The sequence below is a fragment of the Pseudomonas sp. S3E12 genome, assembly GCF_001702295.1.
GTDB classification, from domain to species: Bacteria; Pseudomonadota; Gammaproteobacteria; order Pseudomonadales; family Pseudomonadaceae; genus Aquipseudomonas; species Aquipseudomonas marginalis.
This window is the reverse complement of sequence record NZ_MBDT01000036.1, coordinates 1-25,856: the sequence shown is the minus strand read 5'-3', so window position 1 is coordinate 25,856 and position 25,856 is coordinate 1. Positions and strand designations below refer to the sequence as shown.

Below are 25,856 nucleotides of genomic sequence, written 5' to 3'. Positions count from 1 at the left end.
GCCCCACCCGCCCCAGAACTGAAATTCTTCACGACCACCCCAGACCTCAGCTTCGAAGACGCCCTGGCCCACGCCAGCAGTGTGCTGCGTTGCGCCGCCGTTGCCGCACAGACGGCAGGTGATCAACTGGACGGTCCTTCGCGCACGCTGGTGCTTTCGGTCATGCACTTGGTGGACATGGCCAGTGTGATGGTGGACCGGTCGCTGGAGTGCGTGCAGCCACGTTAAAAGCACAGTGGGTCTCTGTGGCACCGCCGTTGGCCTGTGCAGTTGCAGCGAGACTGCCTGCCCATTTTCATCCGTACATTGGCAATGTAGTTTCAATGGCGTTGAGTACGTTGATGATTGTGCCGATCGTAGGTTGGCTGGCAACTTGAAAGGTGTGGTTAGGGCCCCCCTAACCACTTTTGAACACAACAATAATCGATCAAGCCAACGGCACCCGACGCATCGTCAGTGCCATTCGCCCCACAAAGAAACTCAACGCCGCACGCGACAGCTGCTTGGGCGCCACTTCACGGGTTTTATACTCGGCCTGTTGCTTCAACTCCTCATCCTCGCGCAAAGGCACCAGGCCACCTGGTGCATTCGCACCCCACGCCGCGCAATTACCCTGCACTATCCTGACACCGGGCTGTCGTACTTTCATGCGTCTAAAACCCGGAGAAACCATGACCCAGGATGTCCTCGCCAAAGAAACCAATCGCCGCCAGCTGCAGCAGATCATCTCCGGGCTGTCCGACGGGATCATCCTGGCCGAAGTCGACCAGACCATTCTCTGGGCCAATGAGGCCGCACTGGCCATGCACGGTGTGGAGGACGTCACGGCACTGGGTGCCAATACCCAGGAATACGCCGAACGCTTCAGCCTGCGCTATCGCAATAATCATCCCTTACCCTTGGAGAATTACCCCCTCGCCCGCGCGGCGGCAGGCGATGAATTCAGTGACGTGGTAGTGGAGGTCATGCCCACCGCCGATGAAGAAAAAACCTGGGTGCACCGCCTGCGCAGCCTGGTCATCAGCGATTCCCACGGCACGCCTGAATTGCTGGTGCTGATCCTCAGCGACGCCACCGAATGGGCCAGCGCCGAACAGCGCTTCGAGAAAACCTTCAACGCCAACCCGGCGCCGGCGGTGATCTGCCGCCTGAGCGACCTGCGCTATATCAAAGTAAACCAGGGCTTCCTGGAGATGACCGGCTACACCCGTGACCAGGTGATCGGCCGTTCAGTGTATGAACTGGACGTGCTGGAGCATGCCGAACGCAGGGAGCTGGCCGTTCAGCGCCTGGGGGAAGGCGCGACCATCCCGCAGATGCAGGCCGAGCTGAAACTGCCCGGAGGCGGCAGCAAACTGGTGATCGTCGCCGGCCAGCCGCTGGACATGAACGAGGAAGACTGCATGCTGTTTTCCTTCACCGACCTGGAGCCACGCCGCAAGGCCGAAATCGCCCTGCGCCAGAGTGAAGAGCGCTTTGCCAAGTCGTTTCGCCTGACGCCGGTGCCCACCTTGGTGTGCAGCGCCGCCAACCGCCAGGTGGTGGATGTCAACGAAGCGTTCATGACCATTACCGGGTACACCAGCGAAGAGCTGATCGGTAAATCCATCGAAGACATCAACTTCATCGACAACCAGGAGGCGGCCGCGCAGTTGTTCGCCACCCTGGAGAAAGCCGGCAACCTCGATGGCCAGGACCTCAAGGTGCGCAAGAAAGGCAACGAGGTCATCGACTGCGTGGTCTCGGCAGACACGGTGATCATTGAGGATGTGCCCTGCTACCTGCTGGTGATGATGAACATCACCGAACGCAAGCGCTCGGAGCTGGAGTTGGTGGCGGCCATCGAGGAAGTGATGCAGGACGCGTCCTGGTTCAGCCAGACCCTGATCGAGAAACTGGCCAATGCCAAGAGCGTCAACAGCCCCAACCTGCCGAACGTGGCCTTCACCGACCTGACCGCCCGCGAGCGCGATGTACTCGGCCTCATCTGCGAGGGCCTGGCCGACAAGGAGATTGCCTCACGCCTGAAATTGGCGCCCAACACGGTGCGTAACCATGTGGCCACGGTGTACTCGAAACTGGGGGTGCATAGCCGTAGTGCAGCGATTGTCTGGGCCCGTGAACGCGGGCTGTTTGCCGGTGAACTGCGGGTTAAGAAAACCCGATGAAAGTGCAAATGCACTAGTGCGGCTAGTGCGAATTCGCCTTATCCCGCGCAGTCCCAATCCCTAACCTTCAAGGTGTGAGTACAGGGCTTTCTACCTGTGCCGTCGTAAAACGACACCTTGAAGGAACCCACATGTTTACGCTCTCTCAACTGCGAAATTGCATCGAAGAAGGCCTCGCGCCGCTGACATGCGAGTTCACCCTGTGCCGGGATGCGTCGCTGACCCTCAAGGTCTACGACGCCGACACCGGCCGGGTGGACCTGGTGGTGACGGGGATCAGCACCAACCGGCTGCAGACCCCGCAAGACGTGGAAAAGATGGTGGAAGAACTGCGCTACGAACTGCAAAGCAACAACATGGGCAAGGTCACGCTGGAAGACGCGCCTTCAACGACGAACCAATGAAATAGAACACCCCGCCCGCGACAATGAACGCCCCCAGCATGTAGAACATGTAGTGGGCCGGCAGGCTGGCCAGCACCAGCCCGCACAACACCGGCCCCAGCGCAGCCCCCAGGTTGGACAGGTTCTGCGCCCCGTAATACATGCCCCGCAGGTGATCCGGGGCGATCCGGTCGATAAACATGTATTCGGCCGGGAACACGATGATTTCCCCCACGGTAAATACCGCCATCGCCAGCACCCACCAGAGCACGCTGGTGGACAGCGCAAAACCAATCAAGCCCAGCATGAACATGCCCAGGCCGGCGATCAGCCATTGGCTGAGGTAACGGTGGGAAATACGTCGACCAATCACGTACTGCAAGGCGATCACCAGCACGGCGTTGGTGGTGAGCACGGCACTGATGACGGTGTAGGTGTATTCAGCACTGGTGGTGGTGACCAGGTACTGCGAGAGGTAGGCGGTGAACTGGCCGAACACCACGGCGCTGAGCACACCCCCAAGGGTGAAGCACACCAGGCGATGGTCACGCAGCAGCACGCGGCCGACGGCCAGGAACGGCACCGGCTTTTGCGTCACATCGATGGTCGCCAGGGTGCGATCACCCCAACGCCAGTACAACAGGAAAAACCCAGCCCCCAACAGCGCCGACAAGATGAACGGCAGACTGATGTCCAGCTTGGCCACCATCGCCCCAAAGAACGGCCCCGCGGCATAGCCGATATTGGTCAGGGTGTACTTGATGGAAAACACTTCGCTGCGTGCATCTTCCGGCAGCAAGCTGGCAAAACCGGCCTTCACCGCAATATCGATGACCGCGTAGGCCAGGTTGATCAGGATCAGGCAGCTGTAGAACGCCCAGATGTTCTGCGCCAGCACCGTACCGATAAACCCCAGCCCAAACAGCACGCTCAACCCCAGCAACAGCCGATAACTGTTGATGCGGTCGACCAGAAAACCGCCATATACGCTGAGCAGCGAGCCAAGGATCAACGAGCTGCCGATCACCAGCCCGACCTGGGTGATGTCTAGGGCAAATTGGCGGGTGAGGTAGATCACCAAGTAAGGAAAGGTAATCGCCTTGGCCAGCGTCAGCAGCAGCGTGGCGGACAACAGCAGGTTCACGGCGCGGGGGTAGTTTCTTATTGTGGCAAGCATCCTGCTCTCTTTCGTCTAAGGTAACGCGGTCTTGATGGCCGGTTACCTTAACGCAAGAGCGAGGAAAAAACGCGGGTCATTTCTTGACGGGTGTGATCTCCAGGATGGTGCCGTTGGTGGTTTTGAGCAGCACGAACCTGTCACCCACACGGGCCCACTGGCTGTCGGCCTCAGGCTGCTTGAGACCGCGTTTCTTCCAGTCGCTGACCGCCGATTCCTTGCGCATCAGGATGTCCGGGGCGCGGTCGCCTTCTTTCAAATCACGGGTATTGATGTTCGAAGGCTGCACGGTTTCCTGGGGAGTATCGCCGGCCTGCACGACAAAGCTGACGGTGGACAGGCTGGCGGCGACCAGGACACAGGCGGCTAGGGTTTTGGACTTCATGGGTGCTCCTTCAATGAATGATGCGTACCCAGGTTCCGACCGCAGGCGCATGAAATCATTCAGCCTGTTGAACCTTGATCCCCTGTGATGAGCATAGGTATCTACACAACTTTTCAGACCCTGACAAATCTCCCTGTGGTGAGCGGGCTTGTCCCGCGTTGGGCTGCGAAGCAGCCCCCAAAACCAGCCGCTACAGAGTGTCTGATACACCGCGTCTTCTTTCTTTAATGGGGCTGCTACGCAGCCCAACGCGGGACAAGCCCGCTCCCCACAGGGTATTCACTGGCTTACGCGCCCCGCCCATTGCCGCCATGAAATAAATCCTGTAATTTTTCATGAAAATTATTAGATATAAATTTCATGAACCAGCAAGAAGAACTCGACGCCCTGGCGATCCTGATCCACGACCTGCGCAAGTACAAGAAACTCACCCTCGCCCAACTCGCACAGAAGATCGAGCGTTCGGTGGGCTTCCTGTCCCAGGTGGAACGGGGCTTGTCGCGTCCGACCGTGGCGGATCTTACCGCCATCAGCCATGCCCTCGACGTGCCCACCACCTATTTCTACAGCCTGTCCAAACCCAAGGCCGTGAGCTGGGTCACCCGCCCCAACGAACGCCGCACGGTGTACTACGCCAACGGCATCACCGACATCCTGGTGTCCCCCAGCATGAATGGCGCCTTCTCGATGCTCGACAGCCTCCTGGCACCCGGTGCCAACAGCGGTGAACAGACCATGAGCGACCGCGCCGAGCAGGCCGGATTTGTACTGGAAGGCGAACTGACCCTGTGGGTAGAGGGCGAGGCCGATTCGGTCACCCTCGGCCCCGGTGACAGCTTCCACCTGGCCAGTTTCGCCCACTGCCGCTACGCCAACCTCACCGACCTGCCCGCCCGCGTGTTGTGGGTTTACAACTAGGAGCAACACCCGTGAAAAGCCAAGCCTCCACGTTACTGGCCGAAGTACGGACCTTTCGCCAGAACCATCCCGACGTGCGCTATGTCGACCTGATCGCCCTGGACATTCCCGGGCATTTCTACGGCAAGCGCTACCCCATCGAGATGCTGGAAAAGGTCGCCGCCGGCAGCCCCTTGAAGCTGCCGCAGAACGCCGTGCTGCTGGGGGTTCAGGGCGGGCTGTTCAAGATCGGCGACTACTGCTTCCACGACGGCGACCCGGATGCCAACCGCCGCCTGGTGCCGGGCACGCTCAAGCCGGTGAGCTGGGAATCGCAGCCGCTGGGGCAGATGTTGATCACCTCGGACGGCACCGAGGCGCCGATCGAATTCGAACCTCGCGAAGTCCTGGCCAAGGTGCTGGAGCGCCTGCACCACAAAGGCATTCACCCGGTGGTGGCCTTCGAACTGGAGTTCTACCTGTTCGACAAAAAGCTCGACAACGGCCTGCCACAATTCGCCCGCGACCCGCTCAGCGATGACACCGACGACCAGCCCAACCTGCATATCGAACGGCTGTCGCGCTTCAGCGAGGTGCTGGACGACATGGCGCAGACCGCCAAGGACCAAGGCATCGACATCACGGTGATCACCGCCGAACTCGGCCCCGGCCAGTTCGAGATCAATTTCGGTCACCTCGACGACGGCCTGCGCGCCGCCGACTGGGCGGCCCTGTTCTGCCGCAGCACCCGCGGCGTGGCGCTCAAGCACGGCTACCGCGCCAGCTTCATGGCCAAGCCTTACCTGCAATTTCCCGGCAGCGGCATGCATGTGCATGTCAGCCTGTACGACGGTGCGGGCAACAATGTGCTCGCGGCGCACCAGCAGCAACCCCTGCGCCACGCCGTGGCCGGTTGCCTGGAATTGCTGCCCCACTGCATGCCGATCTTCTCGCCCAACCACAACGCCTTCCGCCGCCTGGGCGGTACGGTCAACGCAGCCACCCGCGCCTGCTGGGGGTTTGAAGACCGCGACGCGTGCGTGCGCATTCCCGATTCCGACCCGCGCAACCTGAGGATCGAACATCGCCTGGCCAGTGCCGACGCCAACCCGTACCTAGTGCTGGCGGCGATCCTGGTCGGCCTTGAACATGGCCTTGAAGCCAGGCAAGAACCTATCGCGCCACTGAACGAGGACCGCAGCAGCGGCACCGACTTCCCCGTGGAAATGCTCGATGCCGTGCGCGCCATGCAGCATCAGCCGGTAGTGCGCGATAAGCTGGGCGCCGAATTTGTCGACGTGTACTGCGAGAACAAACGCCAGGATCACCTGGCCTTTCAACAAGAAATCCATGCGCGGGAATACCGCTGGTTTCTCTAACGACGGAATAACCGATGACCGACCAAAGCGCCCCGGCCCTCAAGGAAATCTTCAACCTCGAACGCCTACAGCACATCGCCAGCGAGATGACAGCAGTGTACCCGGCGTTCGACGCCAAGGGGTTTCTCCAGCACGCCAAGGCCGGGCTCGCCGAGTTATCGGTGATGCAGCGTGTGGCGCGGGTCAGCGAAAGCCTGCACGCGGTGATCCCGCTGGACTATGCCCAGACCCTCAAGCTGCTCTACGCCCTGGCGCCGCGCCTGAACAGCGGGTTTGTCAGCCTGTGCCTGCCGCACTACGTGGCGAGCTACGGCCTGGATGACTTCAAGCGCTCCATGGCCGCGCTCAAATACTTCACCCCCTTTGGCTCGGCTGAGTTCGCCATAAGACCCTTCTTGCTCCACGACTTCGAACGCACCCTGGCGGTCATGCAAACCTGGTCGCTGGATGACAACGATCACGTGCGCCGCCTCGCCAGCGAAGGCTCGCGCCCGCGCCTGCCGTGGTCGTTTCGCCTGGCCAAGGTGCAGGCCAACCCCGAACTGTGTGCGCCGATCCTCGACAACCTAAAGGCCGACAGCAGCCTCTACGTACGCAAATCCGTGGCCAACCACCTCAACGACATCACCAAGGACCACCCGGATTGGGTGCTCGGCCTGATCGAAGGCTGGAACCTGGATAACCCGCACACCGCCTGGATCGCCCGCCATGCGCTGCGCAGCCTGATCAAGCAGGGCAACACCCGCGCGCTGACCCTCATGGGCGCCGGCGCCAAGGCCGAAGTGAAGCTCCATCACCTGAGCGTGACGCCGGCGGTGATTACCCTGGGCGAGCGGATCACCCTGTCGTTCAGCCTGGAATCCACCGCCGCCACGGCGCAAAAACTGGTGGTGGACTACGCCATCGATTACGTCAAAAGCGCCGGGCACAGCGCGGCCAAGGTGTTCAAGCTCAAGGCGTTTACGCTGGGCGCGGGTGAACGGCAGAGCATCCGCCGCGAGCAGCATATTCGCGCGTTGACCACGCGCAAACACTATCCCGGCAGGCATGCGGTGCATGTGCTGGTGAATGGAGAGCGATTGGGCAGTGCCGAATTCGAATTGCGCGATTAACCCGATGTCACCCACACCACAGATCACTGTGGAAGGGTTTCATCCGTTGGATTCGCCGAGCAACAGTGGCTGCTCCCGCGCGCACAATTCCACCACGTAATCCCACAGCACCCGCAACCGCACCGACTTGTGCAACTCCCGGCGCGAGCTGATCCAGTAGCTGCGCTGGATCCCCTCCCCCGGCAGCAACGGCACCAGCTCCGGGTCGCCCGACGCCATGAAGCACGGCAACACCGCAATCCCCAATCCGGAGCGTGCGGCCTGGTGCTGGGCGATGACGCTGGTGCTGTGGAACACCACCTTGGGGTTACGGCAGAAACTGCTGAGAAACTTCAGCTCCTGGCTGAACAGCAGGTCGTCGACGTAATCGATCCATGAATGGGCTGCGAGATCTTCGCGTTTTTCAATCGGAGGGGTGCGCGCCAGGTAGGCACGGCTGGCATAGAGCGCCAGGCGGTAATCGGTGAGTTTGCGCGTGACCAGTTGATCGACGCTGGGGCGTTCAAGGTGGATGCTGATTTCCGCTTCGCGGTTGAGGATGCTGACGAAGCGCGGCACGGCGAGCAGTTCCACTTCCAGGCCGGGATAACGCTCGAACAGCCCGCCCATGCGGCCGGCGAGGAACATCACCCCCAACCCTTCGGCCACCCCGAGGCGGATCTTGCCCAGGGGCGCAGCGGCGTGGGTCAGTTCGTCCTCGGCCAGCAACGCGACGTTTTCCATGGCCTCGGCGTGTTTGAGCAGGGCTTCGCCGGCGGGGGTCAGTTCGTAGCCCTGGGCGTGCTGCACGAACAGCGCGGTGCCGAGGCTCTTCTCGATGGCTTCGATATGCCGGGCCACCGTGGCGTGCGTGGTTTTCAGGCGCTGCGCGGCGGTGAGCAGGCGGCCGCTGCGCTGCAACTCCAGAAAATACCGCAGGTCATTCCAGTCGAACATGTCGCCTCCATTGCATGGCCCGGATAGCGCTGTTTAAAAACGCACAGCAGCTGGGTAAAAACTAACATTTTTAAGACGAAAACTAACAACTAGGATGGAGCCAATAAGAAAAACAAGCGAGACCTCAGATGCCCATTGCAGCTGCTGAATACGATTATGTGGTAGTAGGCGCCGGCCCCGCAGGCTGCCTGCTCGCCAATCGACTGTCCGCCAACCCCGCCCACCGCGTGCTGCTGCTTGAAGCCGGTGGCCGCGACAACTACCCCTGGATCCATATCCCCGTCGGCTACCTGTTCTGCATCGGCAACCCGCGTACCGACTGGTGCTTCAAGACCGAAGCCCAGGAAGGCCTGCAAGGCCGTGCGCTGAGCTACCCACGGGGCAAGGTGCTCGGCGGCTGCTCGTCCATCAACGGCATGATCTACATGCGCGGCCAGGCCCAGGACTACGATGGCTGGGCGGCGGCGGGCAACGATGGTTGGGCCTGGAAAGACGTGCTGCCACTGTTCAAGCAGAGCGAAAACCACTTTGCCGGCGGCTCGGAATTCCACAGTGACGGCGGCGAATGGCGAGTCGAGCAGCAGCGGCTGCATTGGCCGATCCTAGACGCCTTTCGGGACGCCGCGGCGCAAAGCGGCATTGCCACGATCAGCGACTTCAACCAGGGCGATAACGAAGGCTGCGGCTACTTCCAGGTCAACCAGAAGGCCGGGGTGCGCTGGAACGCGGCCAAGGCGTTTCTCAAGCCGATCCGCCAGCGGCCCAATCTCACCGTGCTGACCGAGGTCGAGGTAGACCGCTTGGTCCTGGAAAACGGCCGCGCCTCGGCCGTGATCGGGCGTCAAAACGGTCAGCCAGTGAGCTGGAAGGCGCGCAAGGAAATCGTGCTGTGCGCCGGCGCCGTCGGCTCGCCGGGCATCCTGCAACGCTCGGGGATCGGCCCGTCCAGCGTGCTCAAGCCGCTGGGCATCGATGTGCGGCATGAACTGCCGGGCGTCGGCGGCAACCTGCAGGATCACCTGCAACTGCGGCTGATCTACAAGCTGGAAAACGCCCGCACCCTGAACCAGATCGCTGGTACCGTATGGGGCAAGATGGGCATGGGCCTGCGCTACCTGTATGACCGCAGCGGCCCGCTGTCGATGGCGCCCAGCCAGCTCGGCGCGTTTGCCCGCTCGGGCCCGGAACAGACCTCGGCCAACCTCGAATACCACGTACAGCCGCTGTCCCTGGAGCGCTTTGGTGAACCGCTGCATGGGTTCCCGGCGTTTACCGCCTCGGTCTGCGACCTGCGCCCGCAAAGCCGTGGCCGCATCGATATACGCTCGGCCAACCCGGCGGATGCGCCGCTGATCCGGCCCAACTACCTCAGCCACCCGGAGGACCTGCGGGTGGCCGCCGACGCGATTCGCCTGACCCGACGCATCGTCGCCGCACCGGCCCTGAGCCAGTTCAAGCCGGTGGAATACCTGCCGGGTGATTCGCTGCAAACCGAAGAGCAACTGCACGAAGCCGCTGCGCGTATCGGCACGACGATCTTCCATCCGGTCGGCACCTGCCGCATGGGCAGCGATAAAGACGCGGTGGTCGACGCCCAGTTGCGCGTGCATGGCGTGCCCGGCCTGCGTATCGCCGATGCCTCGGTCATGCCGCGCATTACCTCCGGCAATACCTGTTCACCCACGCTGATGATCGCGGAAAAAGCCGCGCAGCTGATCCTTTCGCCGAACACTGTAGGAGCGAGCTTGCTCGCGAAAAACGCAAAAGCGCCGCTGCCCTCCGGGTTTCCCGCGTAATTGTTGACAACGTTCGCGAGCAAGCTCGCTCCTGCAAGGAACTGAGAAATAGCGGCGCTGAGCCTGGCGCCGACAGTGGAACAAAAATAAATAATCACTGTGAGGGCTTCCCGATGTCAGAACATGCTCAAACCCTGGGCTCGGCCACCAACGCGAGCACCGGTAACGAATCAAGAAAAGTCATCTTCGCCTCGTCCCTGGGGACGGTGTTCGAGTGGTATGACTTTTTCCTCTACGGCGCCCTGGCGGCGGTGATCAGCAAGCAGTTCTTTGCCGGGGTCAACGACACCACGGCGTTTATCTTTGCCTTGATGGCCTTCGCGGCCGGCTTTGTGGTGCGCCCGTTCGGTGCGCTGGTGTTCGGCCGCCTGGGCGACATGATCGGGCGCAAGTACACGTTCCTGGTGACCATCATCCTGATGGGCGTGGCAACCTTCTGCGTCGGCCTGCTGCCAACCTACGCCAGCATCGGCATCGCGGCGCCGATCATCCTGATCGTGCTGCGCATGCTGCAAGGCCTGGCATTGGGCGGCGAGTACGGCGGTGCGGCCACCTATGTGGCCGAACATGCGCCGGCCGGCAAACGCGGCCTCAACACCAGCTGGATTCAATCCACCGCGACCCTGGGCTTGTTGCTGTCGTTGCTGGTGGTACTGGCATGCCGGTACTTCACCGGCGATCAGTTCGAAGTCTGGGGCTGGCGTATACCGTTCCTGTTCTCCATCGTGCTGCTGGGCATCTCGACCTGGATCCGCATGAGCCTGCATGAATCGCCAGCGTTCCTGAAGATGAAAGAGGAAGGCAAGGCCAGCAAGGCGCCCATCCGTGAATCCTTCGGCAAGTGGGAAAACCTCAAGGTCGTGTTGATCGCCTTGTTCAGCATCAACGGCGGCCAGGCGGTGACCTTCTACGCGGCGCAGTTTTACGTGTTGTTCTTCCTCACGCAGTTCCTGCGGATGGACCCTGCCCTGGCCAATATGCTGCTGATTATCAGCGTGGTGATCGGCGCGCCGTTCTTTATCTTCTTTGGCTGGCTGTCCGACAAGGTGGGTCGCAAGCCGGTGCTGATGCTCGGCCTGCTGCTGGCCACCGCACTGTACTTCCCGATCTTCAAAGGCCTGGCACACTACACCAACCCGGCGATGGACCAGGCCAGCCGCCAGGCACCGATCACTGTGCTGGCCGACCCGGCCACCTGTACCTTCCAGTTCGATCCGGTAGGCAAGGCAAAATTTGACAGCCCGTGCGACAAGGTCAAGACCTTCCTGGTCAAGCAAGGCCTGCCCTACAGCAGCGCCGCCGCCCCGGCCGGCAGCCCGGTGCAGGTCAGCGTGGGTGAAGTGCGCATCGACGGCTTCGACGAGGCAGCGCTGCGCGGTGCAGTGACCCTGGCCGGTTACCCGACTTCTGCGGATGTGGCCCAGGTCAACAAGGTCATGGTGGTAGTGCTGATCGTGGTGCTGATCCTGATCGCCGCCATGTGCTATGGCCCGCTGGCGGCGCTGATGGTGGAGCTGTTTCCAACGCGTATTCGCTACACCTCGATGTCCCTGCCCTACCACATCGGTAACGGCTGGTTTGGCGGGTTCCTGCCGACCGTGTCGTTTGCGCTGGTGGTGTACACCGGGGATATCTTCTATGGCTTGTGGTACCCGGTGGTGGTGACGGGAGTGAGCCTGATTGTCGGATTGTTTTGCCTTAAAGAAACGCGGCATGTGGATCTCGACAACAATTAAACCGATCGCCTGAACACAGGAGATCCCTTGTGGGAGGGGGCTTGCTCCCGATAGCGGTGGTTCAGTCACAGTTGCGTTGACTGATATGGCGCTATCGGGAGCAAGCCCCCTCCCACATTTATTTCCGCAACGCTTACACGAATTGCTGTACATCCATACAGATAATGGTTGCTCAAATTCCTCTGACTGAGCATCCTGCAAAGCATCAACCCGATCTGATGTGATGACCATGCGGCTGTACCTCTGTGAAAAACCCTCCCAGGCCAAGGACATTGCGGCCGTGCTCGGCGCCAGTCGCCGCGGCGACGGTTGCTGGTTGGGCAATGGGGTCACCGTCACCTGGTGCATCGGCCACCTGCTGGAAACCGCGCCGCCCGACGCCTACGACGCCAAATACAAACGCTGGGTACTGGCCGACCTGCCGATCGTCCCGGAAAAATGGAAGATGCTGGTCAAGCCCAAGACCGCCAGCCAGTTCAAGGCCGTCAAGCGCCTGCTGGGGGAAGCCCAGGAACTGGTGATCGCCACCGACGCCGACCGTGAAGGCGAGATGATCGCCCGCGAACTGGTCGAGCATTGCCGCTATCACGGGCCGATCCAGCGGTTATGGCTGTCGGCGCTGGACGATGCCTCCATCCGCAAGGCCCTGGCGGCGCTCAAGCCCGGCGCCGAAACCTTCAGCCTGTACCACTCGGCCCTGGGCCGCTCCCGTGCCGACTGGCTGATCGGCATGAACATGAGTCGCCTGTTTACCCTGCTGGGGCGTCAATCCGGCTATCAGGGCGTGCTGCCGGTGGGCCGGGTGCAAACACCGACCTTGCGCCTGGTGGTGGACCGCGACCGCAGCATCGCCGACTTCGTGCCCGTGGCGTACTGGGCCATTGATGTGGACCTGCGCCACCAATCCATGACATTTACCGCACAATGGCGCGCGACCGAGGATGCCTGTGACGACCAGGGCCGCTGCCTTGACCCGCAGTTGGCCCGGGACGCTGCCGACGCCATGACCAACGCCGCCAGCGCACGCCTGATCAAGCTGCGCACCGAACGCATGCGCGAGGTGGCACCGCTGCCCTTCGACCTCGGCACCTTGCAGGAAATCTGCTCGAAGAAGCTCGGCCTCGGCGCCCAGGAAACCCTGGATATCGCCCAATCCCTCTACGAAACCCACAAGGTCATCACCTACCCCCGCAGTGACTGTGGTTACCTGCCATTGAGCCAGCACAGCGAGGCGCCGAAGATTCTCGCCGCATTGGGCCGTGGGGATGCGGCAGTCAATGAGCTGATGCCCCATATCGATCCCCAGCGCCGCTCACGGGCCTGGAACGATGCCAAGGTCAGTGCGCACCACGGCATCATTCCCACCGGCGCCGGCAAGGACGTCGGCCAACTCACCGGCAAGCACCGTGCGGTCTACACCTTGATTCGCGCGCGTTACCTGGCGCAGTTCCTGCCCAACCACGAATTCGATCGCACCCAGGCGGATTTCGACTGCGCGGGCCAGGCGTTGCGTGCAGTGGGCAAAGTGGTGATCGAGCCGGGCTGGAAACGTGCCTTGCCCGAAGCCCTGGCTCCGGCGAAGGGCCGAGAAGCACCGGCACCCCAGGCCTTGCCGACACTGGTGCAGGGCCAGGATTACGGCGTGGTCAAGGTCAACCTCAAGGACCTGTGGACCCAACCACCCAAGCCCTTTACCGAAGGTGACCTGATCAAGGCGATGAAAAACGTCGCCAAGCTGGTGGAAGACCCACTGCTCAAGCAAAAGCTCAAGGACACCACCGGCATCGGCACCGAAGCCACCCGCGCGGGGATTATCCAGGGGTTGCTCGACCGGGGTTACCTGGTGAAGAACGGCAAGGCGCTGTCGGCCACCCCGGCAGCCTTCAGCCTGATCGACGCGGTACCCCGCGCCATTGCCGACCCCGGCACCACCGCGATCTGGGAGCAGGCGCTGGACATGGTGCAAAGCGGCGAGATGAGCCTGGAAGAATTCGTCGCCAAGCAGGCGGCGTGGATGAGCAAGCAAGTGGCGCGTTGCAACGGCATGCGCATGACCATCACCGGGCCGGCCAGCCCGGCAGGCCGAGGTGCTGCGCCGTGGAAAAAGAAGCGCAAGGCGGCCCCTCGCAAGACCGCCACTGGCCCAGAGCGCGCCAGGAAACCGAAAAAAACCGGGTGAAAGGCGAAAAAAACCGGCGAATGACGTTTTTCGACGGGTTTAACGCCGCATTGGACCTTGCCCCGACGCGGGCCGTCTAGGATTCTGTAGGGGATAACAACAACACCGGAGTGGCCGCCATGAAAACCGTCGCACAATTGCTCAAAGCCAAGGACCAGAAAAACCAGGACGTCCACACCATCCAATGGGACCACACTGTGTTTGAGGCGCTGGTGCGGATGTCGGAGAAAAACGTCGGCGCCTTGCCGGTCCTTAAAAAAGGTGTAGTTGTCGGAATCATCAGCGAACGAGATTACGCACGCAAAATCATGCTCAAGGGCCTGTCGTCAATCAAAACAAAAGTCCATGAGGTCATGAGCTCGCCGGTGATAACCGTCGATACCCATAAAAGTGTCGAAGCGTGCATGAACATCATGACCGACAGTCACCTGCGCCACCTGCCGGTGGTCGAAGACGGCAAACTGCTGGGCCTGCTCTCCATCGGTGACCTGGTCAAGGAAGCCATCGCCGAACAGGCAGACCTGATCAAGCAGCTGGAGCAGTACATCCGCGGCGAATAGGGGACCCCATGCTCGATACCCTGGAACATCAACAGGACCACCTCGACACCCTGCACCGCGCCATGGCCGAACGGCGCTTCCTGGTATTGACCGGTGCGGGCATCAGCACGTCGTCGGGAATCCCCGACTACCGCGACAGCGAAGGCGTGCGCCGGGGCAAGGCGCCGATGATGTACCAGGAGTTCCTCGCCACTGCCCAGGCGCGGCGGCGCTATTGGGCACGGGCGATGCTGGGGTGGCCGCGTGTACGTATCGCCCAGCCGAACAACGCTCACCGGGCACTGGCGACCTTGCAACAACGCCGGCACATCAGCGGCCTGATCACGCAAAACGTCGACACCTTGCATGACCAGGCCGGTAGCCATGACGTGATTGAATTGCACGGCAGCCTGCACCGGGTGCTGTGCCTGGATTGCCAGTTGCACAGCACCCGCGACCTGATCCAGCGCCAGATGGAAATCGATAACCCGTACCTGGCGCAAGTCCATGCGGTACAGGCGCCTGATGGTGACACCCTGCTTGATCCCGCGTTTGAAGAGCGCTTCCAGGTCCCCCGCTGCCCCCATTGCCAGGGCGAGCGACTGAAACCGGACGTGGTGTTTTTTGGCGAGAACGTCGCACCGGCGACGGCAGCCAGGGCGATGGCGGCGGTAGCGCATGCCGAGGGGCTGCTGGTGGTGGGGTCATCGTTGATGGCTTACTCCGCATTTCGCCTGTGCAAGGCAATGGTCGAACAGGGCAAACCGGTACTCGCCATCAACCTGGGCAAGACCCGGGGTGATGAGTTGTTGCAGGTAAAGATCGAAACCTCGTGCGAACAGCTTCTGCCCTTGTTGGCAGACCGCTTGCAGTCAACCCCTCCTCAGCCATAGCGACCGTCCAGCGCAAAAAATGACGCTCGAGTCACGCATTTGCCGTATCTCCCCATAGCCACGACGAATTATGTAGTGATCAAAAATAATCACTACATAAGCGTTGACGTAACCTTTTTGTCCTTGCATGATCTAGACGTCTCCCGGATCGGGAGCGTTGGTAACAAGCGTTTTGAACAAGCTCGTCTGACCGCCGAGCTGTTTTTTCCGGATGTGCACTGCCCACAAGGCAGATTGATGAAGCTGACCGACCCGAAAGGATCGGTACAAGGCGCTCAAATGCGGCTTGTCTTCGTTATGAAACCATTGCGTAGCAGTTCATCAGCAAGACTACATGCATCAGGTTCAAGACCCTGCCCGTATTCGGCAGACCGTCACTGACGCCCGGTTTTCCAAGCCGGAGACAACTAAGCAGTTTTAACGGAATCAACTGATAGATCGCCAACTGGTCAAGGGGCTTACACATGAATCTGAACAACCAACCAACTATCGATGAATTGGCTGAGATGTTCGCAGCGCAGAAAGACACACTCGACGACCATATCCTGTGGATTGGCAAATCGGGCGAAGTGCAAATCGACTGCCTGGCGCCCCACACCGAAGAAGCCGAGTTCGACCGCAATAACCGTGAACTGGCGGCGCGCCTGAAGATGTACCGCCGTGGCCAGGGTTATGTCGGCAAGAAGGCCGCGGCCGATCGCAACTTTATCGAGCAAGTATTCCACACACTTAATACCGAATGGCAGAACCTCAAAGGCCAATCGCAAGTTAAAGTGATTGATAGATACTGCTGATAACAGTGCACCTTTAAATTTAAGCCCGCTGGTTTATTCGAGCGGGCTTTTTAATACCTGTTTTATAACACCGCCGGAAACCTGCCCTTCCCCGCCTCATCCCGAAAAATATCAAACAACACCTGCGCCGCCGCTGACAGTTCATGCCCAGGCTTGGTCAGCACGCCAATCGGCCGCTCGATCACCGGATCGGTCAAAGTGATGCAATGCGCCCCCGCCTCCTGCATCTGCTGCGCACACAAGGCGGGTACGGCGCTGACACCCAGGCCGCTGGCGACCATCTTGCCCACGGTTGCCAATTGATGGCTTTCCAAGGCCACCGGCAACTTCATCTTCAAGGCCCCCAGGTGCTCCTCCAGCATCACCCGCACCGTGGAAGGCCGCTGCAACGTGATAAACGGATGTTCCAGCAAGGTTTTCCAGTCGACCTCGGCACACTGTGCCAGCCGTGAATCACCGGGCACCACCGCAATGAAGCGGTCCAGGTACAACGGCGTAAAGGCCAGCGACGAGCCTTCCGAGGGTTCAAACGCCACGCCCAGTTCCACATGGCGGTCGCGAACCATCTCCAGCACTTGCTCGTTGATCAAGTCATGCACCGTCACGTTCACCTGGGGGTAACGGGCGCGGAATATCTTCAGGATCGGCGGCAGCAGGTTGCCGGCAAACGACGGCATCGCCGCCACGGTCACCCGCCCGCGTTGCAGGGTGAACAGCTGACGCAGCTCGTCCTCGGCATTGTCCCAATCGGCCATCAGCCGACGGGCCAGGGGCAGCAGGGATTCGCCCTCGGGCGTGAGCGCCACGTTGCGCGTATTGCGGCTGAACAAGCGCCCGCCCAGCCCTTCCTCCAAGCCTTTGATGGTCAGGCTCAACGCCGATTGAGAGAGGTGCAGGCGCTCGCAGGCGGCGGCAAAACTCAGGCTTTGGGCCACGGCCAGAAAGGCACGCATCTGTTTAACGGTCATGGCGCTACTCCGGGCGGCGGGTCGACTATGCTGTTTTCTAAATCAATCAACCTTAAAAAACAACTTAACAAATCAATCCGCCGGCGCAACACTCGATTCATTGGCTGGCCCACAAACAATAAAAGAGGTGCATATGGCAGGTTTCGATAAGCGCGTGGCGTCCTACGAGGAAGCACTGGCAGGCCTGGAAGACGGCATGACCGTGCTCTCCGGTGGTTTCGGCCTGTGCGGCATTCCGGAAAACCTCATCAATGAGATCAAGCGCAAAGGCACCCGTGACCTCACCGTGGTTTCCAATAACTGCGGCGTCGACGGCTTTGGCCTGGGCGTGCTGCTGGAAGAAAAGCAGATCAGCAAGGTGATCGCTTCCTACGTCGGTGAGAACGCCCTGTTCGAGAAACAATTGCTCAGCGGCGAAATCGAAGTGGTCCTCACCCCCCAAGGCACCCTGGCGGAAAAAATGCGCGCAGGCGGCGCCGGTATCCCCGCCTTCTTCACCGCCACCGGCGTCGGTACTCCGGTTGCAGAAGGCAAGGAAACCCGCGAATTCAACGGTCGCCCGTACCTGATGGAAGAATCCATCACCGGCGACTTCGCCATCGTCAAAGGCTGGAAAGCCGACCACTTCGGCAACGTCATCTATCGCCACACCGCCCAGAACTTCAACCCGCTGGCCGCCACCGCCGGCAAGATCACCGTGGTCGAAGTCGAGGAAATCGTCGAACCGGGCGAGCTGGACCCGGCGCAGATCCACACCCCTGGCATCTACGTCGACCGGATCATCTGCGGCACGTTCGAGAAGCGCATCGAACAGCGCACCGTGCGCAAATAATCCGCTCCCAGCCCGAACAACAAGGACTCATAAAATGGCTCTTACCCGCGAACAAATGGCTCAACGCGTCGCCCGCGAAATGCAGGACGGTTTCTACGTCAACCTGGGCATCGGCATTCCGACCCTGGTGGCCAACTACATCCCCGAAGGCATGGAAGTCATGCTGCAATCGGAGAACGGCCTGCTCGGCATGGGCCCGTTTCCTACCGAAGAAACCATCGATGCCGACATGATCAACGCCGGCAAACAGACCGTGACGGCGCGCATCGGCGCCTCGATCTTCTCCTCCGCCGAATCCTTCGCGATGATTCGCGGCGGCCACGTCGACCTCACCGTGCTCGGTGCCTTTGAAGTGGACGTACACGGCAACATCGCCTCGTGGATGATCCCCGGCAAACTGGTCAAGGGCATGGGCGGCGCCATGGACCTGGTGGCCGGTGCGGAAAACATCATCGTGATCATGACCCACGCCTCCAAGGACGGTGAGTCCAAGTTGCTCAGCCAATGCAGCCTGCCGCTGACCGGCGCCAATTGCATCAAGCGCGTACTGACGGACCTGGCGTACCTGGAAATCGAAAATGGCGCTTTTGTCCTCAAGGAACGCGCACCTGGCGTCAGCGTTGAAGAGATTGTGAGCAAGACCGCCGGTAAACTGATCGTCCCGGACCACGTTCCAGAAATGCACTTCCAGTGAGGACAGATTCCATGCAAGACGTCGTGATTGTTGCTGCCACCCGCACCGCCGTGGGCAGCTTTCAAGGTTCACTGGCCACCATTCCGGCACCGGAGCTGGGCGCCGCCGTGATCCGTCGCCTGCTGGAGCAGACCGGTCTGGACCCGGCCGAAGTGGATGAAGTCATCCTCGGCCAGGTACTCACCGCGGGTTCCGGCCAGAACCCCGCACGCCAGGCCTCGATCCTCGCCGGCCTGCCCCACGCCGTGCCGAGCCTGACCCTGAACAAGGTCTGCGGCTCGGGCCTGAAAGCCCTGCACCTGGGCGCCCAGGCCATCCGTTGCGGTGACGCCGAGGTCATCATCGCCGGCGGCATGGAGAACATGAGCCTGGCACCCTACGTACTGCCTGCTGCGCGCACGGGCTTGCGCATGGGCCACGCCAAGATGATCGACAGCATGATCACCGACGGCCTCTGGGATGCGTTCAACGACTATCACATGGGCATCACCGCCGAGAACCTCGTGGACAAATACGGCATCAGCCGTGAAGCCCAGGATGCTTTCGCCGCCGCGTCCCAGCAGAAAGCCACCGCCGCCATCGAGGCCGGGCGTTTTGTCGACGAAATCACACCGATCCTGATTCCCCAGCGCAAGGGCGACCCGATTGCCTTCGCCGTCGATGAGCAACCTCGCGCCGGCACCACCGCCGAATCCCTGGCCAAGCTCAAGCCGGCGTTCAAGAAAGACGGCAGCGTCACCGCCGGTAATGCTTCCAGCCTGAATGACGGCGCCGCTGCGGTGCTGCTGATGAGTGCCGACAAGGCCAAGGCCCTCGGCTTGCCGGTATTGGCCCGTATCGCCAGCTACGCCAACGCGGGCGTCGACCCAGCAATCATGGGCATCGGCCCGGTCTCAGCCACCCGCCGCTGCCTGGACAAAGCCGGTTGGAGCCTGGCCGACCTGGACCTGATCGAAGCCAACGAAGCCTTTGCCGCGCAATCCCTGGCGGTAGGTAAAGAGCTGGAGTGGGATGCGGACAAGGTCAATGTCAACGGCGGCGCCATCGCCATCGGCCACCCCATCGGCGCCTCAGGCTGCCGCGTGCTGGTCACCCTGCTGCACGAAATGATCAGGCGCGATGCCAGGAAAGGCCTGGCGACCCTGTGCATCGGTGGCGGCCAGGGCGTAGCCCTGGCCCTCGAACGCAGCTGATAAACGAGCAACACGGAAAAGGCCCGGCTCCACGAAAAGCCAGGCCTTTTCTTTATGCGGTTTCCCTGAACAAACACAGTCCAAATGTGGGGGCTTGCCCCCGATGAGCATGGGTATCAACACAACTTTGTCTAAACGCTGCCTCCCCCGGCAGAAAGGGCTTTTGTGGCGAGCGGGCTTGTCCCGCGTTGGGCTGCGAAGCAGCCCCAAAACCAGCCTCTACAGAGTGTCTGATACACCGCGTTCTTCTTTAGGCGCACGGTAATCCACTCCGCGACCACCATCAGCCCTGTAAATCCTGCACGATACTTTGCGTTAATTCGCCGGACCCGCTTTAATCGCCGCCAATGTCCCCCGCACACCTCAAGGAACTGCAATGCGCCATCCGGACAGCACCCTTCAATCGCTTCGCGCGCCCCTGTTGATCCTGTTGGCCGGCCTGGCCCTGGTCGGCTGTTCACCCAAGGACCACTCCCGCGCCACGGTGATCAATGGCGAACAAGGCCGGGCCGGTGCGCAACTGGCCTATGAGCACGAACTGACCCTGGCCCTGCCCGGCGCCCTGCTCGCGCCGCGCATGCAGGCCACACGCGAGGCCTGTGAGTCGGCGCGGTTTGGCGTGTGCAATATCCTTGGCATCACCGAAGACAGCAACGGCGGCGAGATCATCCTGCGGATCGCGCCCAGCGGGGTCGAACCGATGGTCGCCATGGCCGCTGAAGGCGGCAAACTCGGCCAGCGCATCACCACCGCCGAAGACCTGGCCGACGCGGTCGCCGATGTGCGTCGCCGCCAGGATCGCCTGCAAGCCCAGCAACAGCGCCTCGATGAACTGGCCAAGCGCAAGGACATCAGCATCAGCGACCTGATCGCCCTGAGCAAGGAGCAGGCGGGCATTGAAAACGAACTGCAGGAACTCGCCCAGGTTGCCGCCGGCCAGCAGCGTCGCCTGGATACCAACCGCGTCACCCTCAACTTCCGCTCTTCCGACGGCGCCAACCAACCGTCACGCTTCAGCCGGATGTTCAGCAACCTGGGGACCAACCTGGTGGACGGCACCGCAGACGCCCTGGAACGCGCCAGCTATGTGCTGCCGTTCGTGATCCTGGCGTTTCCGGTGGTGTGGTTGTGGGTGTGGCTGTGGCGCAAATTTGTCCGGCGCCGCAGCTGATCAGCGCTTCATGCAGCGCTGGTATCGCTCATCCACGCGCTTGGCAAACCACGCCGTGGTCAGGTTGCGGGTGATCTTCGGGCTTTTGAGCACGATGCCCGGCAGGATCGAACGGGGCATCGGCTTGCCGGCGGCCTGGTCGGCCAGGGCAAACACGCGCTTGTAGAGGGCGGTGTCTTCAAAGTCCAGCTGTTCGCCCTGTTCCAGCTGGCTGCGAATGCTGGGGTTGCGCATGTCCAGCTTCGCGCCCAATGAGCGCACCGCCAGTTCGGTGGTGCCGGGCAGCAATGAGCCGTAGCGAATCAAATCCCCGTCCAGCGCCAACTCAGTGCCCGACGCGCGGCTGACCGCCGCCTGGAACGCCGCATTACGGCTGGCGTACCAACCCGCATTGAAGTCGGCAAAGCGGTACAGCGGCTGGTCATAGCTCACCGGGTAACCGAGCAAATGGGCGATACCGAAGTACATGCCGCCGCGCCGGGTGAAGACTTCCCGACGAATCGTGCCATCCACCGTGTAGGGATAACCCCGCGCCTGTTTCTGGGCGAAGTCGATACTGACCTGCATGGGACCGGCGGTGTGCACCGGATTGAAACCGCCAAACAGGGTGTTGCCCAGAGGCACCACGCTGATGAAGTCATCGAAGATGCCACTCAGGTCCTTCTCCGTGCGCGCGGCACTCAAGCGGTCGGCATAGGACTTGCCGGTGGGCGAGCGCAGTTGCAGGGCGCTGCGCACCACAAAAGCGGGCACATGCACCTTGGCGGCACGGCGCAGGATTTCATCCTGGGCGATCTTGCCCATGTTGGGCACGGGCGGGTCGACCTGATAGGTGGACTCCTGCTCGGTCACCGCCAATACGGCACAGATATTCTCGGTACTGGGGTAGATCTTTTGAGTGTCAAAGGCGGTGTAGATGTCCTGGGCCCAGCCGTTGCGGTCTGGAACCTTCGCCGGGAGCAAACGCACGATCTCGGCCTTCACCTCGGCTTCGCTGCGCGCTGGTTGCTGCGGGCCGCGTGACGTGGAACAGCCGGCCAGCACCACCAATGAGGTGAGGCAGAGGATCAGGCAGCGTGGGGACATGGGGCTTCCTTGAGGACGATGGGCCAGGCGTTGCGGATATGGACCGGTAAGTCTAACGCGGGTTCGACGATTCGCCTTCTCGCCAGCCGAGGCCGAACGTGACAGGATCTGTCATCCCTCATTCGTACACGGAGTTTGAATGCCATGCTCAGCCTGAACTTCCTCGTCACCTGCCTGATTGTCGTACTGATCCCCGGCACCGGCGTGATCTTTACCGTGTCCACAGGCCTCACCGCTGGCAAGCGCGCGAGTGTGTTCGCCGCGCTGGGTTGTACGGCCGGTATCCTCCCGCACTTGCTGGCATCCGTGCTCGGCCTTTCCGCACTGCTGCATACCAGCGCGCTGGCCTTCGAAGTCCTGAAATACGCTGGCGTCGCCTATCTGCTGTATCTGGCGTACGCCACCTGGCGTGATCGCTCGGCCTTCGCCATGAATGACGCACCGGCAGTCGCCACCGCGTGCAGTTTGATGCTGCGCGGTTTCCTGCTGAATATTCTCAACCCCAAACTGACCATTTTCTTCCTGGCCTTCCTGCCACAGTTCGTCACACCCGGCAGCACGGCACCCGCCGTGCAAATGCTGGTGCTGAGCGCGGTGTTCATGGCAATGACATTTGCAGTGTTTGTGATCTACGGCCTGCTGGCCAACGGGTTTCGCCGCGCGGTAATCGAGTCGCAGCGGGTGCAGAACTGGCTGCGCCGCAGTTTTGCGGCGGCGTTTGCAGGGCTGGGGTTGAACCTGGCGTTCGCGCAGCGCTGAAGGCTTTTTGATACGTCGCCAAAAAGGGACGATAGCCGCTGAAAGCTCCCACGTAACGGCAAGATAAGCTCTACAGCCCCAACCTGAAAACCGCTGCAAAGTCCCTCGCCTGAATACACAGTGCGAGGGATTGCAGATGGTGGTTTTCGTTAAAGCCCTGGTTGAAGGGGCGGCCTCTTGAACCCGGCCATTGGCAGGCTGGCCCTGACCCCGATGGATGTGAAGACGGTCGACGTTGAAAGCGTCTTCCGTGACTTTCGCGAATGCCTGAATACGTTCGATGACTGGGCGCAAAGCTTCTGGCGCTTCTCGGCGCTGGAGGTCGAGCAGGTCTTCAAGGTCGGCGATGAGGTGGCGCTGGTCGCTCCGATCAATCGCTCAATCATCCCCAGCAGCACCGTCGCCACGTGCCCGGCCAATGGCACCCTGACGCTGGTACATATGTTCCAAAGCACGCGCTTCGTGCCCATCGGCAACACGCCGGTGATGCTGCAGCGCGTCGATCCCAATGGCGGCCCATTGGGCGAGCCGATCCACAAGACCATCGGCCCCAGCGGCCTTCTCGAAATCACCGAGTGTGATCGCAACCAGCCGTACCGAATCAGTTTCTACCCCAACGTTTCCAGGGATCACGTCCAGGCGCTGTATGGGTCTTATCAGTCGGTGATCGCGGGGTTGGAGGCGCGCCTGCGTGAAGAGTGGGCCCGCACTTTCCAGGATCAGTGGAAAGACTATGCCGAAGCCAAGCCCCTCGATCGGCGCCGAATGCTGGAAGCAGCGTTTTTCAGCGGCCTTGGAAAAGCCCTCTTCAATTTGTGGGACAACGTTACGCAGCTGTATGACCTGCTGGCGGACCTCAAGCCCAACAGCGAAAAGCTGTTGGCCTACCTCTCCCAGGCCGAACTCGATGAACTGCTGAAGCTCGGCAACGACACGATTGCCAATGGTTTGCTGGTGCTCAGCGATGAGCCGCTGTTGTTTATCTACCTGTCGGCGATGGTCAGTTGGATGCGCCTGCTGCCACCGCCGCAGATGAATGAACTGTGGGGTGAGATCACTGGCGAGATCCTGATCAATTTGCTGTTGATTCGTGTATTGGGGGCGATGGGGGTGGCGGCGCGGCTGGGGGCCCAAGTGCTGAGCGCTATCAAATCCAAGCGCGCGCGGGAGTTGTTGGAGTTGCTGGCCAGGCAGCTTGTAGAGCCGGGGTTGGAGCCGCATGTCGAAGCGGTGAAGCCTTTGCTGCTCGGTGGCCCGGCGACAGCGATCAAGACCGTACCGGTTGCGCCGTTGAAGGCGGGGGAGCATGTGGTTTCAAACTCCGTGCCGGCGGTTCGTAACAAGACACAGAAGACCGTGTTGGTCAGGCAGGAGCCTGTCGATGATGTGCCGGTTTCAGGGAAGAACCCGAACGGGGATGCGGCAGCCCCTTCGGATAAGACCATCACCAACGGCTGCCCGGTGTCGATGGTTACCGGGGAGGAATTGCTCACCCTCACCGACGGCACGTTGGATGGGATCTTGCCATTCGAGTGGACGCGGTTGTACCGCACCAGTGCGGTGGAAGTGGATGGCGGGTTGGGGTTTGGTTGGAGTCATTCGCTGGCGCATCGGCTGGTGGTGTCGGGCGATTCGGTGGTGTGGACGGACCGTGAGAACCGCTCGATTGAGTTTCCACTGCCGACTGTTGCTCGACCTGCCATCACCAATAGTTTGGCCGAAGCAGCGATCTATTTAGGGTCTTCGCCGGATGAACTGGTGCTGGCCCAGGCATCACGGTTCTATCACTTTCGCGACGGTGTGTTGGTCTCGATCAGCGATGCGTATGACAACCGGCTGCGGATTTCCCGGGATTATTTGGGGCGCATCGAGCGGCTGGATAACGGTGTCGGGCGTTCGCTGTTCCTGCGCTATGCGTTCGGCCACATCGTGGCGGTGGACTATCAGGTTCAGCGTGCCAAGGGGTATGAACCCTTCGAGTGGGTGACCGAGCAGAACGTTGTTTCCTACGCCTATGACGACCTGGGACGACTGGTCTCGGCGACCAATGCGGTAGGCGAAAGCGAGGTTTATCGCTACGACGATCAGCACGTGATTCTTGAGCGCGGACTGGCCGGTGGGGCGAGTTTCTTCTGGGAATGGGAACGGGCTGGCAAGGCCGCGCGATGTGTCCGGCATTGGGCCAGTTTTTCCCAGATGGATACGCGGTATGCCTGGGGGGATGACGGCCGGGTCACACTGCATAACGCCGATGGTAGCCAGGAAGTGTACGTCCATGACGACCGGGCGCGGCTGGTGCAGCGGATTGATCCGGACGGTGCCCAGCATTTCAAATCCTACGATGCCAAAGGCCGACTGACGGTTGAGCAGGATCCGCTGGGGGCGGTGACGGCGTATCAGTACGACGAAGCCGGACGCTTGGTGGCGTTGTTTCCCGGGGATGATGAGCCGACGTCCTACGAGCATGAGAACGGGTTCGTACGGGTTGTAAGGCGGGGTCTGGCGGTCTGGAAGTACGAGCGTAACGACCAGGGCGATGTCATCCGCAAGATCGATCCCGACGGCCATGTCACCGACTACAGCTACGACAAATACGGGCAACTGGTTGGGATTTGGCACCCCGATCACAGTTGCCAGCGGCTGGTGTGGAATGAGCGCGGACAGTTGCTTGAAGAGCAACTGCCGAATGGCGGGATCAAGCGTTATCGCTATGACGATCTTGGCCGGCAGGTGGCGCGCGAGGATGAGCATGGCGCGCTGACCCAGTATCAGTGGGACA

24 protein-coding genes are annotated in these 25,856 nt (G+C 61.2%); 18 read left to right on the top strand and 6 right to left on the bottom strand.

Annotated elements, in window-relative coordinates; all coding sequences use genetic code 11:
* A partial coding sequence (locus BB029_RS30725) for a DUF6124 family protein (RefSeq protein WP_065942146.1) occupies window positions 1-228 on the top strand: 228 nt, incomplete at its 5' end.
* A 199-nt stretch (window positions 229-427) separates the two neighbouring features.
* On the opposite strand, the gene BB029_RS30720 is transcribed toward BB029_RS30725, so the two are convergent.
* Entirely contained in the window at window positions 428-649 is a 222-nt protein-coding gene (locus BB029_RS30720; RefSeq protein WP_141696614.1) for a hypothetical protein, read from the bottom strand.
* A gap of 22 nt (window positions 650-671) precedes the next feature.
* On the opposite strand from BB029_RS30720, the gene BB029_RS30715 reads away from it, so the two are divergent.
* The gene (locus tag BB029_RS30715; RefSeq protein WP_065942144.1) at window positions 672-2,168 is read left to right on the top strand and encodes a PAS domain S-box protein; all 1,497 of its coding nucleotides are present in this window, start codon (window positions 672-674) and stop codon (window positions 2,166-2,168) included.
* A 131-nt stretch (window positions 2,169-2,299) separates the two neighbouring features.
* Complete coding sequence (locus tag BB029_RS30710; RefSeq protein ID WP_027603187.1) at window positions 2,300-2,572, top strand: DUF1652 domain-containing protein; 273 nt, start codon at window positions 2,300-2,302, stop codon at window positions 2,570-2,572.
* Here BB029_RS30710 and BB029_RS30705 read toward each other — a convergent pair.
* Window positions 2,535-3,728 (bottom strand): MFS transporter, encoded by a 1,194-nt coding sequence (locus tag BB029_RS30705; protein WP_027603186.1) that lies wholly within the window; start codon window positions 3,726-3,728, stop codon window positions 2,535-2,537. The two genes, BB029_RS30710 and BB029_RS30705, sit on opposite strands and share 38 nt — an antisense overlap.
* Before the next feature lie 76 nt (window positions 3,729-3,804).
* Window positions 3,805-4,113 carry an RcnB family protein gene (locus tag BB029_RS30700; protein WP_065942143.1) on the bottom strand — a complete coding sequence of 103 codons (309 nt, stop codon included), beginning with the start codon at window positions 4,111-4,113 and terminating at the stop codon, window positions 3,805-3,807.
* A 360-nt stretch (window positions 4,114-4,473) separates the two neighbouring features.
* On the opposite strand from BB029_RS30700, the gene BB029_RS30695 reads away from it, so the two are divergent.
* From BB029_RS30695 to BB029_RS30685, 3 genes are read left to right on the top strand one after another with little or no spacing between them, the layout of a single operon-like run.
* The gene (locus BB029_RS30695) at window positions 4,474-5,031 is read left to right on the top strand and encodes a helix-turn-helix domain-containing protein (protein ID WP_027603184.1); all 558 of its coding nucleotides are present in this window, start codon (window positions 4,474-4,476) and stop codon (window positions 5,029-5,031) included.
* Between the two features lie 11 nt (window positions 5,032-5,042).
* Window positions 5,043-6,389, top strand: coding sequence for a glutamine synthetase family protein (locus BB029_RS30690; RefSeq protein ID WP_065942142.1), 1,347 nt, complete (start codon window positions 5,043-5,045; stop codon window positions 6,387-6,389).
* Between the two features lie 14 nt (window positions 6,390-6,403).
* A complete protein-coding gene (locus BB029_RS30685) occupies window positions 6,404-7,501 on the top strand; it encodes a DNA alkylation repair protein (RefSeq protein WP_065942141.1) in 1,098 nt (365 codons plus the stop codon).
* Between the two features lie 39 nt (window positions 7,502-7,540).
* Here the strand turns inward: BB029_RS30685 and BB029_RS30680 are convergent, their stop codons facing one another.
* Complete coding sequence (locus BB029_RS30680; RefSeq protein WP_065942140.1) at window positions 7,541-8,437, bottom strand: LysR family transcriptional regulator; 897 nt, start codon at window positions 8,435-8,437, stop codon at window positions 7,541-7,543.
* 128 nt (window positions 8,438-8,565) lie between these two features.
* Here BB029_RS30680 and BB029_RS30675 point away from each other — a divergent pair, with 128 nt between their 5' ends.
* From BB029_RS30675 to BB029_RS30650, 6 genes are all read left to right on the top strand, one after another.
* Complete coding sequence (locus BB029_RS30675) at window positions 8,566-10,233, top strand: GMC family oxidoreductase (RefSeq protein WP_065942139.1); 1,668 nt, start codon at window positions 8,566-8,568, stop codon at window positions 10,231-10,233.
* 113 nt (window positions 10,234-10,346) lie between these two features.
* Complete coding sequence (locus BB029_RS30670) at window positions 10,347-11,969, top strand: MFS transporter (protein ID WP_065942138.1); 1,623 nt, start codon at window positions 10,347-10,349, stop codon at window positions 11,967-11,969.
* 229 nt (window positions 11,970-12,198) lie between these two features.
* On the top strand, window positions 12,199-14,148 hold the full coding sequence (locus BB029_RS30665; protein ID WP_065942147.1) for a DNA topoisomerase III: 1,950 nt from the start codon (window positions 12,199-12,201) through the stop codon (window positions 14,146-14,148).
* Between the two features lie 119 nt (window positions 14,149-14,267).
* Window positions 14,268-14,708, top strand: a complete 441-nt coding sequence (locus BB029_RS30660) for a CBS domain-containing protein (protein WP_065942137.1) — start codon at window positions 14,268-14,270, stop codon at window positions 14,706-14,708.
* A gap of 8 nt (window positions 14,709-14,716) precedes the next feature.
* On the top strand, window positions 14,717-15,580 hold the full coding sequence (locus tag BB029_RS30655) for an NAD-dependent protein deacetylase (RefSeq protein WP_065942136.1): 864 nt from the start codon (window positions 14,717-14,719) through the stop codon (window positions 15,578-15,580).
* 464 nt (window positions 15,581-16,044) lie between these two features.
* The gene (locus BB029_RS30650) at window positions 16,045-16,374 is read left to right on the top strand and encodes a hypothetical protein (RefSeq protein WP_025854475.1); all 330 of its coding nucleotides are present in this window, start codon (window positions 16,045-16,047) and stop codon (window positions 16,372-16,374) included.
* Between the two features lie 62 nt (window positions 16,375-16,436).
* Here BB029_RS30650 and BB029_RS30645 read toward each other — a convergent pair whose 3' ends face one another.
* Window positions 16,437-17,342, bottom strand: a complete 906-nt coding sequence (locus BB029_RS30645; protein WP_065942135.1) for a LysR family transcriptional regulator — start codon at window positions 17,340-17,342, stop codon at window positions 16,437-16,439.
* 133 nt (window positions 17,343-17,475) lie between these two features.
* On the opposite strand from BB029_RS30645, the gene BB029_RS30640 reads away from it, so the two are divergent.
* From BB029_RS30640 to BB029_RS30625, 4 genes are all read left to right on the top strand, one after another.
* Window positions 17,476-18,174, top strand: coding sequence for a CoA transferase subunit A (locus BB029_RS30640; RefSeq protein ID WP_032886653.1), 699 nt, complete (start codon window positions 17,476-17,478; stop codon window positions 18,172-18,174).
* Between the two features lie 34 nt (window positions 18,175-18,208).
* A complete protein-coding gene (locus BB029_RS30635) occupies window positions 18,209-18,868 on the top strand; it encodes a CoA transferase subunit B (RefSeq protein ID WP_032886654.1) in 660 nt (219 codons plus the stop codon).
* An 11-nt stretch (window positions 18,869-18,879) separates the two neighbouring features.
* Window positions 18,880-20,061 (top strand): acetyl-CoA C-acetyltransferase, encoded by a 1,182-nt coding sequence (locus BB029_RS30630; protein ID WP_065942134.1) that lies wholly within the window; start codon window positions 18,880-18,882, stop codon window positions 20,059-20,061.
* A 376-nt stretch (window positions 20,062-20,437) separates the two neighbouring features.
* Window positions 20,438-21,232, top strand: coding sequence for a DUF4349 domain-containing protein (locus BB029_RS30625; protein ID WP_065942133.1), 795 nt, complete (start codon window positions 20,438-20,440; stop codon window positions 21,230-21,232).
* Here BB029_RS30625 and BB029_RS30620 read toward each other — a convergent pair whose 3' ends face one another.
* The gene (locus BB029_RS30620; RefSeq protein ID WP_065942132.1) at window positions 21,233-22,318 is read right to left on the bottom strand and encodes a DUF1615 domain-containing protein; all 1,086 of its coding nucleotides are present in this window, start codon (window positions 22,316-22,318) and stop codon (window positions 21,233-21,235) included.
* 144 nt (window positions 22,319-22,462) lie between these two features.
* Here BB029_RS30620 and BB029_RS30615 point away from each other — a divergent pair, with 144 nt between their 5' ends.
* Entirely contained in the window at window positions 22,463-23,077 is a 615-nt protein-coding gene (locus BB029_RS30615; protein WP_065942131.1) for a LysE family translocator, read from the top strand.
* Window positions 23,078-23,290: 213 nt separating this feature from the next.
* Window positions 23,291-25,856 (top strand): DUF6531 domain-containing protein (locus tag BB029_RS30610; RefSeq protein WP_371914644.1); only part of this gene is annotated, 2,566 nt, incomplete at its 3' end.

Excerpts from the sequence above, each read along its gene's own strand:
- BB029_RS30720 (WP_141696614.1), bottom strand. The coding sequence starts at position 649 with ATGAAAGTACGACAGCCCGGTGTCAGGATAGTGCAGGGTAATTGCGCG.
- BB029_RS30715 (WP_065942144.1), top strand. The coding sequence starts at position 672 with ATGACCCAGGATGTCCTCGCCAAAGAAACCAATCGCCGCCAGCTGCAG.
- BB029_RS30710 (WP_027603187.1), top strand. The coding sequence starts at position 2,300 with ATGTTTACGCTCTCTCAACTGCGAAATTGCATCGAAGAAGGCCTCGCG.
- BB029_RS30705 (WP_027603186.1), bottom strand. The coding sequence starts at position 3,728 with ATGCTTGCCACAATAAGAAACTACCCCCGCGCCGTGAACCTGCTGTTG.
- BB029_RS30700 (WP_065942143.1), bottom strand. The coding sequence starts at position 4,113 with ATGAAGTCCAAAACCCTAGCCGCCTGTGTCCTGGTCGCCGCCAGCCTG.
- BB029_RS30695 (WP_027603184.1), top strand. The coding sequence starts at position 4,474 with ATGAACCAGCAAGAAGAACTCGACGCCCTGGCGATCCTGATCCACGAC.
- BB029_RS30685 (WP_065942141.1), top strand. The coding sequence starts at position 6,404 with ATGACCGACCAAAGCGCCCCGGCCCTCAAGGAAATCTTCAACCTCGAA.
- BB029_RS30680 (WP_065942140.1), bottom strand. The coding sequence starts at position 8,437 with ATGTTCGACTGGAATGACCTGCGGTATTTTCTGGAGTTGCAGCGCAGC.
- BB029_RS30675 (WP_065942139.1), top strand. The coding sequence starts at position 8,566 with ATGCCCATTGCAGCTGCTGAATACGATTATGTGGTAGTAGGCGCCGGC.
- BB029_RS30670 (WP_065942138.1), top strand. The coding sequence starts at position 10,347 with ATGTCAGAACATGCTCAAACCCTGGGCTCGGCCACCAACGCGAGCACC.
- BB029_RS30665 (WP_065942147.1), top strand. The coding sequence starts at position 12,199 with ATGCGGCTGTACCTCTGTGAAAAACCCTCCCAGGCCAAGGACATTGCG.
- BB029_RS30660 (WP_065942137.1), top strand. The coding sequence starts at position 14,268 with ATGAAAACCGTCGCACAATTGCTCAAAGCCAAGGACCAGAAAAACCAG.
- BB029_RS30655 (WP_065942136.1), top strand. The coding sequence starts at position 14,717 with ATGCTCGATACCCTGGAACATCAACAGGACCACCTCGACACCCTGCAC.
- BB029_RS30650 (WP_025854475.1), top strand. The coding sequence starts at position 16,045 with ATGAATCTGAACAACCAACCAACTATCGATGAATTGGCTGAGATGTTC.
- BB029_RS30645 (WP_065942135.1), bottom strand. The coding sequence starts at position 17,342 with ATGACCGTTAAACAGATGCGTGCCTTTCTGGCCGTGGCCCAAAGCCTG.
- BB029_RS30640 (WP_032886653.1), top strand. The coding sequence starts at position 17,476 with ATGGCAGGTTTCGATAAGCGCGTGGCGTCCTACGAGGAAGCACTGGCA.
- BB029_RS30635 (WP_032886654.1), top strand. The coding sequence starts at position 18,209 with ATGGCTCTTACCCGCGAACAAATGGCTCAACGCGTCGCCCGCGAAATG.
- BB029_RS30630 (WP_065942134.1), top strand. The coding sequence starts at position 18,880 with ATGCAAGACGTCGTGATTGTTGCTGCCACCCGCACCGCCGTGGGCAGC.
- BB029_RS30625 (WP_065942133.1), top strand. The coding sequence starts at position 20,438 with ATGCGCCATCCGGACAGCACCCTTCAATCGCTTCGCGCGCCCCTGTTG.
- BB029_RS30620 (WP_065942132.1), bottom strand. The coding sequence starts at position 22,318 with ATGTCCCCACGCTGCCTGATCCTCTGCCTCACCTCATTGGTGGTGCTG.
- BB029_RS30615 (WP_065942131.1), top strand. The coding sequence starts at position 22,463 with ATGCTCAGCCTGAACTTCCTCGTCACCTGCCTGATTGTCGTACTGATC.